Origin of the sequence: Jeotgalicoccus halotolerans (assembly GCF_003387165.1) — a bacterium.
Classification (GTDB): Bacteria; Bacillota; Bacilli; order Staphylococcales; family Salinicoccaceae; genus Jeotgalicoccus; species Jeotgalicoccus halotolerans.
In genome coordinates, this window is sequence record NZ_QUMW01000013.1 from 136,377 (window position 1) to 151,149 (window position 14,773).

General features: G+C 36.8%; 16 protein-coding genes. 11 read left to right on the top strand and 5 right to left on the bottom strand.

Annotated features, from left to right (window positions below):
- The first annotated feature begins 16 nt into the window (after positions 1 to 16).
- The 5 genes from DFR63_RS09095 to DFR63_RS09115 all read left to right on the top strand — a co-directional run bounded on the left by DFR63_RS09095 (position 17) and on the right by DFR63_RS09115 (position 4,474).
- Positions 17 to 547 (top strand): helix-turn-helix domain-containing protein, encoded by a 531-nt coding sequence (locus DFR63_RS09095; protein WP_115885634.1) that lies wholly within the window; start codon positions 17 to 19, stop codon positions 545 to 547.
- A 104-nt stretch (positions 548 to 651) separates the two neighbouring features.
- Positions 652 to 1,734 (top strand): type 2 periplasmic-binding domain-containing protein, encoded by a 1,083-nt coding sequence (locus DFR63_RS09100; RefSeq protein WP_115885635.1) that lies wholly within the window; start codon positions 652 to 654, stop codon positions 1,732 to 1,734.
- A 12-nt stretch (positions 1,735 to 1,746) separates the two neighbouring features.
- A complete protein-coding gene (locus tag DFR63_RS09105; RefSeq protein WP_115885636.1) occupies positions 1,747 to 2,241 on the top strand; it encodes a TRAP transporter small permease subunit in 495 nt (164 codons plus the stop codon).
- 1 nt (position 2,242) lies between these two features.
- Positions 2,243 to 3,562, top strand: a complete 1,320-nt coding sequence (locus DFR63_RS09110) for a TRAP transporter large permease (protein ID WP_115885637.1) — start codon at positions 2,243 to 2,245, stop codon at positions 3,560 to 3,562.
- A gap of 30 nt (positions 3,563 to 3,592) precedes the next feature.
- A complete protein-coding gene (locus DFR63_RS09115; RefSeq protein WP_115885638.1) occupies positions 3,593 to 4,474 on the top strand; it encodes a dihydrodipicolinate synthase family protein in 882 nt (293 codons plus the stop codon).
- Positions 4,475 to 4,521: 47 nt separating this feature from the next.
- Here DFR63_RS09115 and DFR63_RS09120 read toward each other — a convergent pair whose 3' ends face one another.
- The 5 genes from DFR63_RS09120 to DFR63_RS09140 all read right to left on the bottom strand — a co-directional run bounded on the left by DFR63_RS09120 (position 4,522) and on the right by DFR63_RS09140 (position 9,056).
- On the bottom strand, positions 4,522 to 5,727 hold the full coding sequence (locus DFR63_RS09120) for an RNA polymerase factor sigma-54 (RefSeq protein WP_115885639.1): 1,206 nt from the start codon (positions 5,725 to 5,727) through the stop codon (positions 4,522 to 4,524).
- Positions 5,728 to 5,852: 125 nt separating this feature from the next.
- Entirely contained in the window at positions 5,853 to 7,037 is a 1,185-nt protein-coding gene (locus DFR63_RS09125; RefSeq protein WP_115885640.1) for an NAD(P)/FAD-dependent oxidoreductase, read from the bottom strand.
- Positions 7,030 to 7,362, bottom strand: a complete 333-nt coding sequence (locus DFR63_RS09130) for a (2Fe-2S)-binding protein (protein ID WP_115885641.1) — start codon at positions 7,360 to 7,362, stop codon at positions 7,030 to 7,032. Before DFR63_RS09130 ends, DFR63_RS09125 begins: the two co-directional genes overlap by 8 nt.
- Positions 7,355 to 7,633: a (2Fe-2S)-binding protein gene (locus DFR63_RS09135; protein ID WP_115885642.1), complete on the bottom strand. Its 279-nt coding sequence runs from the start codon at positions 7,631 to 7,633 to the stop codon at positions 7,355 to 7,357. Before DFR63_RS09135 ends, DFR63_RS09130 begins: the two co-directional genes overlap by 8 nt.
- A 58-nt stretch (positions 7,634 to 7,691) precedes the next feature.
- Positions 7,692 to 9,056 carry a sigma-54 interaction domain-containing protein gene (locus DFR63_RS09140; RefSeq protein WP_115885643.1) on the bottom strand — a complete coding sequence of 455 codons (1,365 nt, stop codon included), beginning with the start codon at positions 9,054 to 9,056 and terminating at the stop codon, positions 7,692 to 7,694.
- Between the two features lie 139 nt (positions 9,057 to 9,195).
- On the opposite strand from DFR63_RS09140, the gene DFR63_RS09145 reads away from it, so the two are divergent.
- The 6 genes from DFR63_RS09145 to DFR63_RS09170 all read left to right on the top strand — a co-directional run bounded on the left by DFR63_RS09145 (position 9,196) and on the right by DFR63_RS09170 (position 14,761).
- Positions 9,196 to 10,374: an NAD(P)/FAD-dependent oxidoreductase gene (locus tag DFR63_RS09145; RefSeq protein WP_115885644.1), complete on the top strand. Its 1,179-nt coding sequence runs from the start codon at positions 9,196 to 9,198 to the stop codon at positions 10,372 to 10,374.
- Positions 10,371 to 11,372, top strand: a complete 1,002-nt coding sequence (locus DFR63_RS09150) for a proline racemase family protein (protein WP_115885645.1) — start codon at positions 10,371 to 10,373, stop codon at positions 11,370 to 11,372. The genes DFR63_RS09145 and DFR63_RS09150 overlap by 4 nt, the downstream gene beginning before the upstream one ends.
- Before the next feature lie 13 nt (positions 11,373 to 11,385).
- The gene (locus tag DFR63_RS09155; protein WP_115885646.1) at positions 11,386 to 12,135 is read left to right on the top strand and encodes a hypothetical protein; all 750 of its coding nucleotides are present in this window, start codon (positions 11,386 to 11,388) and stop codon (positions 12,133 to 12,135) included.
- Between the two features lie 19 nt (positions 12,136 to 12,154).
- Positions 12,155 to 13,588 (top strand): Na+/H+ antiporter NhaC, encoded by a 1,434-nt coding sequence (nhaC, locus tag DFR63_RS09160; RefSeq protein ID WP_162842339.1) that lies wholly within the window; start codon positions 12,155 to 12,157, stop codon positions 13,586 to 13,588.
- A gap of 37 nt (positions 13,589 to 13,625) precedes the next feature.
- Entirely contained in the window at positions 13,626 to 14,096 is a 471-nt protein-coding gene (locus DFR63_RS09165; protein ID WP_115885648.1) for a nucleoside 2-deoxyribosyltransferase, read from the top strand.
- Positions 14,097 to 14,206: 110 nt separating this feature from the next.
- Entirely contained in the window at positions 14,207 to 14,761 is a 555-nt protein-coding gene (locus DFR63_RS09170; RefSeq protein ID WP_115885649.1) for a helix-turn-helix domain-containing protein, read from the top strand.
- The last annotated feature ends 12 nt before the right edge of the window (positions 14,762 to 14,773 follow it).

Consider the following 14,773-nt stretch of genomic DNA (forward strand, 5'->3'; position numbering starts at 1 on the left):
AGGAAAGAATTAAGATATGAATGATTCATTTGGTGGCGAACTGAGAAAAGTAAGAAAAAGCAAAAAGATGACGCTCCAGGATTTGAGTGACCGCAGCGGTTTATCAATCAGCTTTTTGTCACAAATTGAAAGAGGCTTACGAACACTGACTTTTACCTCATTGAATAAAATAGCAGATGCACTGGAAGTGGATGTAAACTTTTTCTTTGGAAACAACAATTCAAATGTAAAGAAACAAGCAGGTCAAGACAGCATCGGCGGAGAAACCTTCTCTTACACAAGTCTCTCTGGTGATATGACACATCCTGACTTTATACCAGCTGTTATTGAGTTAAAAGCAAGTGAGTCACAGCAAGTTCCATACCGTCATGCGGGTCAGGAATTTGTTTATGTGCTCTCAGGTCAGCTGGAAGTTGAATTGGATGGCAAAAAGGAAACTCTCTGTGCAAATGAATCAATTCATATAGACTCTTCAATAGCACATCATTGGTATAACGATACTAATGAAGTAACAAAAATTTTATTAGTGTCGTCATCAAAACATTAAACTTATAAGCATTCTTTTAATTATATTTGAAGAATGCTTATTATATAAACATTAATTTCACACACAGTAAAAATATAAAGAGGTAATAACAATGGGGGAAAGATATGAAGCGAAGATCATTTATTATTTTTTTAACAGTTTCTATTTCTGTGATTTTGAGTGCATGTGCGCCTTTGCAAACAATTCCGGAAGGGGAAACGGAGGTCTACGAATGGCGCATGGTCACACATCAAATCCCAGGTACTGCCAGATATGATGGAACAATAATTCCATTTGTAGAAGCTGTAGAAGAAATAACAGGAGGTAGATTAATTATTGAACCTTTTGGAGCAGATACATTATTTCCTACGAATGATTCTTTTGACATGATAAAAAACGGTGTTGTAGAAATTGGAGCTGTTTATACAGGTTTTTGGACTGGTAAAGATCCTGTTTTCGCTTTAGGGGGAGGTACTATTCCAGGTGACCCGATTTCAGGATATGAAGAACACTTTTATCGAACTGATGAATTGGAACCAATAATGAACAAAGCATATGAGAAGTTTGGAATTAAAAATCTAGGAGCATTTGATTATGCGCCTCCAGAAGCTTTAATTTCGAGAGTTCCTATTAGATCTCTTGAAGACTTCAGGGGAAAAAATATTAGAGCAGCTGGAGTAGCATCCCAGTTTTATGGAGCTTTAGATGCCTCTGCAATATCGCTGTCAGCACCGGAGATATATACCGGCTTACAACTCGGTACTGTTGATGCAGCTGAATTTAATGATTTTTTAGTTAACGGAGAAATGGGATTAGATGAAGTAACAAAATATGTTATCGAACCTGCTCTGCATGTTGGTCCAAGCACTGATAAAGAACTAATAGTGAATCCTGATGCGTGGGAAGAATTACCAGAAGATATTAAGGCCGCTGTCTATGTGGCCAGGGATATGGTCAGGTATGAATCAGCAGTAGCATACGGTGTAGAGAGTAAAAAAGCAGAAACTGTATGGAGAGAGAATGAAGATATAGAATTTATTGAATTACCAGAAGAAGATGTTGAAAAGATGAGAGAGATAGGATTCGATTTGGTTCTTGATTATAAAGAACAAAGTGAATTGAGCGAGAAATATGTTGAAGAATATGCCAGAGTTTTAAATGATCTTGGTTACACAGAAGAAGCTCAAAAATTAGGCTATACAGAATAGGTAGGTGTAACCATGAAAAAATTAATCGAAGGGATAGAAAAACTATCTAAATTCACTGGCACAATTGCGGCTTATTTAATTATACCGCTCACTTTAGTTGTAATTTATACAGTATTAATGAGAAGATTTTTTGGTAATTCTCCGGATTGGGGCTTTGAAGTTACTATATTTATCTTTGGAATTATGATTCTGCTTACGGGAGCAGATACTTTAAGAATTAAGGGTCATATTATCGTAGATGTAATCCAGCCTTTCATTAAAGGGAAATTAAGCTTAATATTGTTATTTTTAGTTAATATAATCATCGTTGTGACTGCATTTATATTATTAACAAAAGGTATTGAACTGGCTGTTGAATCTACAAGAATTATGGAACATTCTGCACATCAGACTTCATTTAATCCTTCTATCTGGTGGTTTAAATGGTTCATACCAATAGCGGCATTTATATTATGGTTACAGTCTTTGGCAGAGTTTTATAAACTTTGGACAAAGGAGGATATGTAGAATGGACTTAATTTTTGATTATGCTCCTTTGGGAATGTTTATATTGCTGTTAATTTTATTATTCTTGGGTGTGCCAATCGCATTTTCTTTAGCATTTACTGGTGTTATTTTTGCGCTGATAATGTGGGGGTACGATAGTTCTGCTCTATTTACAAGTGGCACTTGGAATATAATGAATAATTACACTTTGATAGCTATCCCTCTATTTATATTTATGTCGATACTACTAGAAAAGTCCGATATCATTAGTGATTTATTTAAAAGTATATATCATTGGTCAGGATCTTTACGAGGTGGACTAGCTATTACTGTTATCGTTGTAGGTGCAATTATTGGTGCTATATCAGGGGTAGTTGCCGCAGGAGTTATAGGCTTAGGCTTAATTGCGCTGCCTCAGATGATGAAATATAAGTACAATGAAAAGTTAAGTTTAGGCTCTATTATGGCTGGCGGTACACTTGGTCAATTAATTCCACCAAGTTTAAATATGGTTGTTTATGGTGCTATGACAGGAGTTTCTGTTTCTAGTTTATTTGCCGGAGGAATGAGTGCAGGAATAATTCTTATTTTACTCTTCGTGTTCTATATATTATTTATGGCTTACACAAAATCAGACTCCGCGCCTGCATTAGCAAAAGAAGATAGAGTATCTACAGGTGAAAAAATTAGATCTACTAGAACAATTATACTCCCGATGATTTTAATAATTTTGGTTTTAGGATCAATTTTCACTGGAATCGCAACTCCGACTGAAGGAGCAGGTGTAGGGGTTTTTGGTACAGTTTTAATTGGTGTCTTAACCAAAAGGCTCGATTGGAAAAAAATAAAAGCGTCAATATTTGAATCTAGTAAAATGACAGGAATGGTCGCATGGATATTGATTGGAGCAGCTACTTTTAGCGCAGTATTTTCAGGTGTAGGAGGAAATAAACTTGTCTCAGATTTAGCATCAACTGCACCCGGAGGTAAATGGGGAGTGTTAATATTCGCATTAGCGTTCATTATAATACTAGGAATGTTTTTAGAAACAATGGCGTTAATTATGCTCGCAGCACCAATAATCACGCCAGTAATCGTTGAAGCAGGATTTGATCCATTATGGTGGGCGATATTATTCATGGTAGTTCTTCAAATGGCATTTTTAACCCCGCCTTTTGGATTTGCGATTTTTTATCTGAAAAGTGCAGTAGGAGAAAAAGTGTCTATTGGAAAGCTTTACAGTGCCACAATACCATTTATATTAATTCAATTATTAGTAGTTATAATAATAATTTTCATACCAATTTCAGTTACATGGTTACCAAACTTATTAAGTAAATAAATACAAATTATATTTAAGGAGAGGTTTTTTATGACTAAAACATTTGAAGGAGCATTTCCAGTTTTAATCACACCGATGAACGAGGATTATTCAGTAAATTTTGAAGGTATGAAAGAAAATGTGCAGTATTATTTAGATCTTAAAGTGCCGGGAATTATTATAGTAGGAAGTACAGGAGAATTTGCATCACTCGATGATGAAGAGAAAGAGCAAATTGTTGAACTCGTTGGTGAAATGGTAAAAGATTCAGAAACTCAGCTTCTGGTAGGTATCGCAGATGAGAGAACCAGCAAAGTACTGGAGTATGCAAAAGTTGCCGAGGCAAATCATGCAGATGGATTATTATTAATTAACTCATATTATCAAACACCGACAGAAGAAGAAGCATTTGAGCAGTTTAAAGATGTTAATGATGCAGTCAGTTTGCCAATCATGATGTACAATAATCCATTCACAGCAAACGTGAATTTGGAAAATGAAACAATTTATAAAATCGATAAAGAGCTGGATAAAGTGCAGTATATTAAAGAGTCCAGCGGTGATATCCGCAAAGTTCGAGCGATTATTAATAATACAAACTTTGTATTTTTCTGCGGTTCAGATGATCTTGCATATGAATCTTTCGTTCTGGGAGCTACAGGCTGGGTGTCTGTGGCGGCAAACATAGCACCGAATAGTGCGCAGAAATTATATGAACATGTGAAAACAGGTGAGTATGAAGCGGCGAGAAAGTTAAACAAAGATCTGCTGCCACTTTGTGAATTTCTTGAAGACTCCGGAAAATACGTTCAGATTGTTAAAAAAGCAATGGATTTAAAAGGATTAAACGGAGGACCTTCACGTAAACCGAGATTAGGATTAACGGAAGATGAAGTAAATCAACTGAAATCTCTCATGGAGAAACTGGATTAAATTTAAGAAGGTATAAAATCTTTAAGATTTTATACCTTCTTTTTTATTTAGAATGAAAGTTGTTCGAGTAACTGATTTTTATATTTATTGACGGTACGCCTGGAAATAGAAATTCCCTGCTCTTTTAATATAGTTGAAATTTTATTGTCAGACATTTTCTCGAAACCTGCCAAGTTTTTTATAAAATGCATTACATAACTGACTGAAGCATTTTTAGAACATTTTTTTGACAGTAACGATTTTACAGGGAAGATACCTCTTGGAGTTGAGACAAATTTGTTATGCAGCAATCTGCTGATTGTCGCTGGACTGAGCGAAGTATAGTCTGACAGCATGTTTTGATCTAAAGTATTTAGAAAAGAAGTATTTCCAAGCAGATAATCATTCTGGACGTTCACAATAATCGTCAGTATATCCGCTAAGTAAACCTTCCGCGCATTTAATATGGATACGAGTTCTTCATAGTCTTTTTTGTAACTTTCAATTTTGCGCTTAAATTTTTGTCTGCCTGTATTCAGACTAATCGCTTCAAAGGTTACGGAATCTATTAAGCAGTCATTAATCTGGATGCTGAAGGTATTATTTTCATCTAATGTAATTGCTGCATCCGGTGATGTATATGATGAATTTTCTCCGCTAAGTGGAAATAACTCGCAAGAGTCTTTAATCAGTTCTACATAGGATAAAAACTCTGTCTTTTTAACATCAATAGATTTTAGAAATGAGTAATCGTGCTTTTGAATATCCTCTAAATGAGATGTGAAAATCGAAAATAAATTTTCATTATATACTTGTTTTAACTTTAATTGAAAGGCTAAAAAACTGGTAATATCCTTACAGCCTATTCCTCTGTTGTCGTAATTTTGGAGCAGAATAATTAATTGTTCAACTATATCTTTTTTTATCCTCATTAACAGAGCTATCTCATTTGTATCCGCTTCCAAAAAACCGTTGGAATTTAAGGAGTATATTAAATAATTCATAATTAATTGGTTTCTTCCGGAAAGAGTGCAATTAAAGTACTGAAAAAGTTCTGACAAGATATCATCCGGCTGATTTGTCTGTTTGTAAGATAATATAGAAATAGGAATATGATCTTCATCGATATAGATTAATGGATTGTCACGACATTTGTTCATAATATAGTTGTTTAGTTCTTCATTATTATACTTAAATAAGTTAATAGAATTATATAAAAAACTGTTTAAAGTAATATGCAGGTCGTCGGCTATAATGTTTTCAAGTTTAATCATTATATTCATCCTCTAATATTTTGCTTAAGACTATATTAACACAAGCCAAAAATGAAATTATAGTTATAAAGAAATTATTGTATTGTTTACATAGTGTAAAATTAGAGATAAAAAAGTTCACTCCGTTAGGAATGAACTGTGTTTTTATGTTCCTGCCATATATTTTCAAGATTTTCGCGGCCGGATAACAAGTCTTTATGAAATTTTACTTTTGCATTCTTTCTTTCATCATCAATGTGCCTTAAAGTGTCTGATAGTCGACCCCTATATCCTAATATATTAAAAGCGGCTGCCCTTCCTTGAAGCATAGCGACTTTAGCATTTTCAATTCCCGTAACATTGCCTGCTACATACAAATTTGGGAGTTCTGTTCGCATCGTTCTACTGTGCAGCGGCACGTAACCTCCGAGAGCTTCTGAGTACACGTGTTTTAAGTTCAGTAAAGAGCCAATTTCACTGAGTGGGGCAAGTCCGTCTGAAATACATACGAAGTCACAATCAATATTGTATGTACTATTTGGAATTGGTCTGCCTTCAGCACCAGCTTTTTGTATTGTAACGGATTCAACAATTTTAGAGCCGTTAATAGACAGGACTTGTTCTTTAATTGAAATAGGCAAACCTAATGCTTTTACGCCGGTTGCGGGGAACATTTTTAAAGCAGTTTGATGCAGAGGTTTCGCTTTACCGGCAAGTACCGTACCGGCAGAAATTAATTTCGACGGGGCGGAACTGCCTAAAGAGAGCAGCGTTTCAAAGGCATCTTTAGGTGATTTTGTGTTTATAATATTGCGCTGCGGCATACAAATCTTGGCAACTTCAATATCAGCGTAACCAAACTCCATTGCAATAACCATAGATAAAGGATTAATGCCGATAATGACACCTTTATTACCAGGCTTTACGCGATTGAAATTCGTGAGTATCTGCGCAGCACCCACTGTCATCACACCGGGCAGATCCCAGCCCGGCAAGGGAGTTGACTTTTCTCTGGCACCGGTTGCGATGATTAAATTAACACTGTCGAATACACCTGCAGTTGTATGTACAGTATAATGCTGATCATGCTCCACATCGTAAACTGAAGTATTGATGAGGATTTCGCTTTTCTTTTCAACTGCAGAAATTAATTCTTTGGCGATTCTCAGCCCGTTCCACCATTTTCCTTTCTCTTCTTCGTACAGCTGACCAAGCAGTCGTCCACCGGCATGGTAATATTCGTCAATTACCAGCACTTTTTGATCATCTTGAAGTATCTGGGCTGCAGATAAGCCGGCAGGGCCGGCACCGATAATAATGGTATCAAACATAAGGGCTTCCCTCCTTGACAACGTAAGGTACTTCCATTTGCTGTTCTATGGCCATGTCTTTTAATAAAGGTGTCAGACAGGCTCTCTGATTTTTCTTGCCGTTTACAATAACCCGACACTCTGAGCAGTGCCCGATATTGCAGTACATCCCGCGCGGCTGACTGTCTTTTTCATGCTCACGCAACTTACGGATATCATTTGCCAGAAGAGCAGCAGTAATACTTTCCCCCTCATTACCGTACAGAACAGTGTTGTTCCATGTGAACGGCACTGTGTTTAACTCTAAATCTTCTAAAATTTTATGTTTAATAATTCTTTCAGTCATCATTATTCCCCCTTGCGAGATCCAGTAATGAAATTGTACGTAACGGTGGCTGTGATTTTAAATGAACGTAGTGGGGTAGTTCATTGCTGTTGTCCCCTGTCATCGCTTCGAGAAGGGGTCCGCATGTCCGGGAGTTGCAAAAGCCCATGCCTGCACGTGATTTTAATTTAATTTCTCTGGAATTATTAGCACCGTCTTCCATAATTTCCAGTAAATCTGAGTAATACACGTTTTCACATCTGCATACTACAAAGTCATCTTCTTTTCTCATACTTAAGCACCTCTTTTTACTATATAAAAGTTATAAGAAAAAAACGTGCCATTGTCTTTTACAAACCAAATTTCTTAACTTTGGCATAGAGAGTGGGTCTGCTTATTCCAAGAACTTCACTGGATTGTTCAATGTTATTATTATTATCTTCTAGAATATATTTAATATAGTCTGCTTCGACTTTCTCGACATAATCCCGCAGTGCGATTGCTTCATCATTAAATAGATTTTTCGGGACGGTATTTTTCTCACCGACTTCATTTAAATATTGATAAAAAACCTCATTATTTAATGTTTCTTCATTGGAAAAAATTACAAGGCGTTCTATTACATTCATCAGTTCCCTGACATTGCCCGGCCAGCGGTATGCTTTCAGTTCATTTATCAGCTGTTTATTCGCGTATCTGACGGACATCCCGTATTTTTCACTTATATTGTATAAATAATAGTAAAATAATGCTTCTATATCTTCGGGACGCTCACGCAGGGGCGGAATATGGATGTTGACTACATTAACTCTGTACAGCAAATCTGATCTGAACTCCTCAGAAGATAAAAGGTCTGATATTTTTTTGTTCGTTGCTGAAATCAAACGGAAATTAGTATTCATTTCTTTATTTCCGCCAAGTTTAAAATACTGTCTCTCCTGTAACACTCTTAAAAATTTAACCTGCATATCAATAGGCATTTCGCCGATTTCATCAAGAAATAATGTACCATTTTCAGCCGATTCGATTTTACCCCTATTGCCGGCTCTGTTCGCTCCGGTGAAAGCCCCTTTTTCATACCCAAATAACTCTGATTCAAATAAGTGATGTGGTATTGCTCCGCAGTTAATCGGAACCAAATCGCCTTTTGCTTTGCTCGAACTGTGGACAGCCTGAGCAAACAGCTCCTTTCCGACGCCGGTTTCTCCGGTGATCAGGATGTTAGCATTTGTTTTCGCAGCCATCTCAATCTGGTTTTTCACACGTTCCATAACAGGACTCCTGTAAATGATATTCTTAAATTCGGAATCGTTGAGCTGCTGTACACTGTTAGACAGAGAACTTACCTTATTTTTCAGCATTTCAATCTGTTCTTCCCGTTTAATCTTTTCTGTTACATCAACCTCTGATACAATCGCGCCTTCTACTTTGCCATCTATATAAATAGGTATTGATTTTATATCAACATAAACATTTTCTGTCGCCCTGTGCTGTTGTCTTTGAATCACTTTATTTTCGCGCAGAGATTTAATCATAATCAGCTTATCTTCAGAAAAGATATCAGTTATTTTTTTACCGAGGACATAATCTTTAGGCATACCGAAGATTTTCGCAGCTCTGTCACTCCAGTAAATTACATTCTCTTTTTTATCAATGATTGTGAAAGAATCATTATGAAAATTAATTAAAATATTTATAATTTCTTTTTCAAACATATTTTCATCCCCTTAGCTGTTAGATTATTCATAATAATTATATAGTTCTTTACAATTTTAAACAAAATTAATGATATTTCGCATTTTGATAATTGGCATGCTTTTTTCTTATGTATTAACAATGAGACGAGGTGGACTAATGAATAATAAAATTTACGATGTATTAATTATTGGTGGCGGTATCATCGGTGCAAGTGTCGCGTATTACACAGCTAAAACAGGATTGTCAGTCGCACTGTTGGAAAGTAAAACAGTTGCTTCGGGAACAAGTTCCAAATGCGATGGGAATGTTCTTCTTATTGATAAAGAACCGGGTTTTGACAGCAGAATGGCTATTAAAAGCCAGGCCTTGATTAAAGAATTATCCCATGAACTTGAAATGGAATTTGAATTCAGACACCCGGGCAGTATATTTCTTTGTGCTGATGAAGACGAATTAGAACAGGGATACGATTGGGTTGATCGTCATAATAAAGAGAACGGGAAGGATAAGTTTTTTAAAAAGCTGACTAAAGAAGACTTGAGAAATGATTCGAAGCATTTCTCAGATCATTTGGTTGGAGGAATAGAATGCACTAACGACTCTACAATCAATCCTTACATGCTCGCATTTTCCTTAATTAATCAAGCGAGAAAGTATAATTTTTCATTATTTGAAATGACTCCGGTAACGGATATTCAATCTGTAAATCATGAAGAGTTTAAAGTGATGTCTAATGAAAAAGTGTTTAAAGCCCATAAAGTAATTAATGCTGCAGGGGTTTACTCTCCTCACGTAGGAAAACTTTTAGATATCGAGGTGCCTGTGGTGCCGAGAAAGGGACATATTTTAGTATCGTCGAGAGCAGAGTTAATGGGTTCACGTAAAATACAGGAATTTGGTTATTTAATGACTAAATTCGGTAAGGAAAGACGGGCCTCAAAAGAAATGAATGATTACGGTGTCGCACTGGTTCATGAAGCGACTCAGAGCCAGAATTTTTTAATAGGAAGCAGCAGGGAGTTTGCCGGCTACGACACTAATGTTAACCATAAAGTAATCAGACTGATTGCTGAACGGGCTATTGAATATTTTCCGGCGATGAAAGATATGAGTTTTATACGCAGCTACGCAGGGTTAAGACCATGGACTCCCGATAGTCTTCCCATCATTTCCGAAACAAAAGTTCCAGGATTTTACATTGCAGCCGGTCATGAAGGGGACGGCATTGGTTTATCAGCAATTACCGGCTTATGGATGTCGCAGATGATGACAGGTAAATTGGCGGATGACGTCAGTCCGTTAAGTATTAATCGGTTTAAGGAGGCTAAAGTATGAATTTAAACAGTAAGCAGTTTATAACTATTGATACCCATACTGGCGGGAACCCGACGCGTACAGTTTTAGCGGGGATGCCGCGTCTGAAAGGAGACACTATACAGGAGCAGATGCTTGATATGAAAGATAACTATAATTATATCCGAAAATTTCTCGTTAATCCGCCTCGCGGTCATGATGTTATGAGTGGAACGATATTACTTCCTCCATTGGATAAACGCGCAGACTTCAGCGTTATTTTTGTAGAGACAGGCGGTTATTTGCCGATGTGCGGTCACGACACCATCGGTACATGCACAGCTCTCGTAGAGCTGGGCTATGTTGAGAGAAAAGAGCCGTTTACTGAAGTAGTGCTCGACACCCCTGCAGGTATAGTAGAAGCAAAATGCAAAGTGACTGACGGGAAAGTCACTGAGGTGACATTCAATAGCACCGCATCATTTCATTTAAAAACAGTAGAGGTAAATTATCGTAACCAGGTTATACACTGCGATATTGCATATGGAGGAAATTTTTACGGCATTATTAAAGCTTCTGATTTAGACGTGGCATTAGATGTTTCCCGTTCAGAAGAAATAGTTATGAAAGCAATGGAAGTGAGAGATATTATAAATGCTGAACATGAAGTGATACATCCGGAATACAGCTTTATTAATAAATTGACTCATATGGAATTATATGAGGAAGGAAAGGTCACCAGGAATGCTGTGATTGTGCCTCCAGGCGGCATTGACCGGTCACCTTGCGGTACAGGTACATGTGCAAAAGTGGCAACGCTGTTTAAAAACGGCAGGATGAATATTAATGATACTTTTACCCACGAAAGCATTACAGGTTCTCAGTTTAAAGCCCAGCTGCTCAAAACAGAAGAAAAAGAAGGAATTATTTACAATAAAGTTTCAATCACTGGGTCAGCATGGCTGATGGCGAGACATGATTTCTATATGCATGACACTGACTCAATGAGTGAAGGATACTTATTGATTCCTGAAATATAAGGGGGACAGGAATATGATTGTGAAAACCGTTAATACTTATGATATTCAAATTAATGGACAACTATTGAGAATAGCTGACCAAGCAGAACTCAAAGTGGATATACCGCCGTATAAAATCAAAAATTTACTGCTGAATGAACCAAGAGGCAATAAGTACGTGAATCTAATTACTTATAATATAAATTGTGAAGAAGAGATTTTAGAAGTTTTTCTGGATACTTCAAATATTATTGATAATAGAGATATTTTGCTTAAATCCTTTATAGCCTCTTTGGTTGACAGGGGGCGAATTAATAAGAAGATGATGTATCAAATCCGATTAAACGGGGAGGATATTTTATATAAACATGATGAATTACAGATATCATCTTTGTTCGAAGCACATAATAGCGGAGAGTTTTACACAATAAATGATAAAAAACTAAAAATAGAAGAAACCGCTCTAAATCTTGAAGTAAATAATCTGACAGAAATTAAATCTTCAATACTAGAAATATATCAGCCGGATCTTGATTATCTTATTTTGTATAACTCAGGAATATTTGCAATTGTAAATAAGAATGGAGACATTATTCCATATCCGGTTATAGAGGTCATTTCATTATTATATAAAAAGTATAAAGGGGAAGAACTGACTGGCTTAACCGGTAATAATATTGAAATTAATAATAACAGTTTTTTGTATAAATATTACTTAATAGCCAACTCACAATTTTATATTGATGATACAGATATTTACAGCGAAGGATTTATTATTATATAAAAATAGGAGGAATTTTATGGTGAAAAACCCAAGATTACCAAGTGTCGCTATATTACTCTGCATCCTGGCCTTATTTGTAGTAATTATGTTTGGCAGTATTGTAATTCTGGAGTTACCTATTCAATTGGCACTTTTAGCTGTGTGGTTCATGATTATGGGGTTCGGACTATACCTTGGCAACAGTTATTTAAAAATGGAGAAAGGTCTGCTGAAAGGTATCTATGAAGGTATGGGTGCCATACTTATTTTGATTGCTGTCGGGGCACTCATCGGCTCATGGATAGCGGGAGGTGTTGTGCCGACTATGATCTACTACGGGCTCGGTATAATCAGTCCAGGTATGTTTCTGATGGCAGCAATGATTATTTGCTCAATTACGGCAATCGCAACAGGTACATCATTTGGTGCAGCAGGTACTGCCGGCATTGCAATGATGGGAATTGGAGAGAGTTTTGGACTGCCAGTTTACTTAGTAGCAGGTGCTGTTATTTCGGGTTGTTATGTCGGTGATAAAATGTCACCCTTATCTGATACAACTGTAATGACAGCTTCACTATCCAAAGTGGACTTATTCAGACATATTCATTCTATGGCCTATGTATCGGTTCCTGCATTTATCATTGCAGCCATTGCATATTGGATTACAGGTTCAGTGATTTATGAGGGGACAGGTGATTTAACAATAGCGGAAAATACTATGGCAGGACTTCAGGAAACATTCACAATATCCTGGTACATGCTTGTCCCTGCAGCTGTTGTTATCATAATGCTTATATTTAAGTTGCCGTCAGTACCGGTAATTATATTCGGTGCTTTGCTTGGAAGTTTATGGGCTGCCTTGTTTCAAGGTTACGGATTTATCGAAGCAATTCAGACATTATATTCCGGCAGCAGCTATTCCACAGGCATCGACTTCATTGATATCCTGCTTGATCGCGGTGGTATCACTTTCATGCTTGAAGTTATTCTGTTAATTATTCTGGCCCTTGGAGTAGGCGGGTTGCTGCAGACAATTGGTGCATTTACCGTTATTGGGGATATATTTGCGAAATGGGCGACAAATACCGGTAATTTAACGCTGACTACAATGCTGGCATCATTTTTCGGAGTGTTTTTTGGAGGTGCAGCTTATGTATCTCTTTTAACAGGAACTAAAATTACCGAAGAGAACTATGACCGTAAAAAGATATCGAGAACTCTGTTATCCAGAAATGTGGAGGCTGGAGGAACGGTTACGACACCGATGGTTCCATGGTCCGATGGTGGTGTGTTTATGGCAACAACACTTGGTGTTGCTACTCTCACGTATATTCCATTCTTCTGGTACGGATTCCTGGTTATTATCATTTCTTTGATTTACGGATATTTTGGTTTATTTATACTTGAAAAAGATGATTATGAAAAAGCATTGGATGCAGAAATAGAAAAAGAAACTGATATAAGTAATTACTAATATGATATTCTTTAAGTAAAAGAATAGAGGTTATCTAATGAAAATTTATTTGGCAAGTCCGTTTTTTGATGCTGAGCAAGTGGAGAGAGTTAAGAGAGTGGAAGCTGCCTTGGAACAAAACCCAACAGTGACTGAAGTATTTTCACCGCGTCTCCAGCAGGATGAACACCTTGAACACGGTTCGGATGAGTGGCGCGAGTTTGTTTATAACAATGATATCAAACATGTTGAATGGTGCGATGCAGTCGTAGCTGTACATGATTATATCGGAGAGCATGTTGACCCGGGTACAGGTTTTGAAATCGGCTACGGCAAGGCGCTGGGTAAATTTATCGTACTTTATCAGGAAAAAGATCCTGAGACGGAAGCTCCGGTAAATCTGATGCTGACGGATTCACTGGATGTCTACTTACAGGATATTGATGATTTGGCCAAATATGATTTTAATGAGAAGAAAAAAATCAGATTTGAAAATTATTATCATGCTCCGGTAGCTGAAGATAAATAAAATTTTTCACAGCATATTTTCAGAATATGCTGTTTTTTTATTATTTTTGTATGTTATAGCATATAAAAATATGTTATGGTGATTAAAATCTGATTGAGAGGTGAGTAATTATGAAAGAAAATGTAGCCTTTATCGGCAGTAATCTCCAAAAAATCCGCAAAGAACGAAATTTAAGTCTCGATAAAACTTCAGTGCTCACCGGTGTCAGCAAGGCGATGCTTGCGCAGATTGAAAGAGGTGACTCAACGCCGACGGTCACAACATTATGGAAAATAGCAGATGGTCTAAAAATCTCTTTTTCTTCCTTGATTACCCGTCCGCAAAAAGCTATGCAGGTAATCAGAAAAGAGGATACACAGCTTGTAACAGAAAATGATAAACGTTACCGCGTTTATAATGTCGTACCTTTTTCGCCGGAAAAATTGTTCGAAGTTTATAATGTAGAAATTGACCCCGGAAGCGGACACAGTTCAGATTCTCATACTCCGGGAGTGGAGGAGTATATATTTATAAATAAAGGACGGCTGACGATGGATATTAACGGGACTTCAACCTTTCTCAAGGAAGATGAATCAATAATATTTGACGGCAATCAGCCGCATGTTTATAAAAATGACGGAGAAGTTATGGTGAAACTGACGATGGTCATGCACTACAGAAAATAAAAATATAAACAA

What these genes read in the sequence shown, in the direction of transcription:
- DFR63_RS09095 (WP_115885634.1), top strand. Translation starts at nt 17, where the DNA reads ATGAATGATTCATTTGGTGGCGAACTGAGAAAAGTAAGAAAAAGCAAA.
- DFR63_RS09100 (WP_115885635.1), top strand. Translation starts at nt 652, where the DNA reads ATGAAGCGAAGATCATTTATTATTTTTTTAACAGTTTCTATTTCTGTG.
- DFR63_RS09105 (WP_115885636.1), top strand. Translation starts at nt 1,747, where the DNA reads ATGAAAAAATTAATCGAAGGGATAGAAAAACTATCTAAATTCACTGGC.
- DFR63_RS09110 (WP_115885637.1), top strand. Translation starts at nt 2,243, where the DNA reads ATGGACTTAATTTTTGATTATGCTCCTTTGGGAATGTTTATATTGCTG.
- DFR63_RS09115 (WP_115885638.1), top strand. Translation starts at nt 3,593, where the DNA reads ATGACTAAAACATTTGAAGGAGCATTTCCAGTTTTAATCACACCGATG.
- DFR63_RS09120 (WP_115885639.1), bottom strand. Translation starts at nt 5,727, where the DNA reads ATGATTAAACTTGAAAACATTATAGCCGACGACCTGCATATTACTTTA.
- DFR63_RS09125 (WP_115885640.1), bottom strand. Translation starts at nt 7,037, where the DNA reads ATGTTTGATACCATTATTATCGGTGCCGGCCCTGCCGGCTTATCTGCA.
- DFR63_RS09130 (WP_115885641.1), bottom strand. Translation starts at nt 7,362, where the DNA reads ATGACTGAAAGAATTATTAAACATAAAATTTTAGAAGATTTAGAGTTA.
- DFR63_RS09135 (WP_115885642.1), bottom strand. Translation starts at nt 7,633, where the DNA reads ATGAGAAAAGAAGATGACTTTGTAGTATGCAGATGTGAAAACGTGTAT.
- DFR63_RS09140 (WP_115885643.1), bottom strand. Translation starts at nt 9,056, where the DNA reads ATGTTTGAAAAAGAAATTATAAATATTTTAATTAATTTTCATAATGAT.
- DFR63_RS09145 (WP_115885644.1), top strand. Translation starts at nt 9,196, where the DNA reads ATGAATAATAAAATTTACGATGTATTAATTATTGGTGGCGGTATCATC.
- DFR63_RS09150 (WP_115885645.1), top strand. Translation starts at nt 10,371, where the DNA reads ATGAATTTAAACAGTAAGCAGTTTATAACTATTGATACCCATACTGGC.
- DFR63_RS09155 (WP_115885646.1), top strand. Translation starts at nt 11,386, where the DNA reads ATGATTGTGAAAACCGTTAATACTTATGATATTCAAATTAATGGACAA.
- DFR63_RS09165 (WP_115885648.1), top strand. Translation starts at nt 13,626, where the DNA reads ATGAAAATTTATTTGGCAAGTCCGTTTTTTGATGCTGAGCAAGTGGAG.
- DFR63_RS09170 (WP_115885649.1), top strand. Translation starts at nt 14,207, where the DNA reads ATGAAAGAAAATGTAGCCTTTATCGGCAGTAATCTCCAAAAAATCCGC.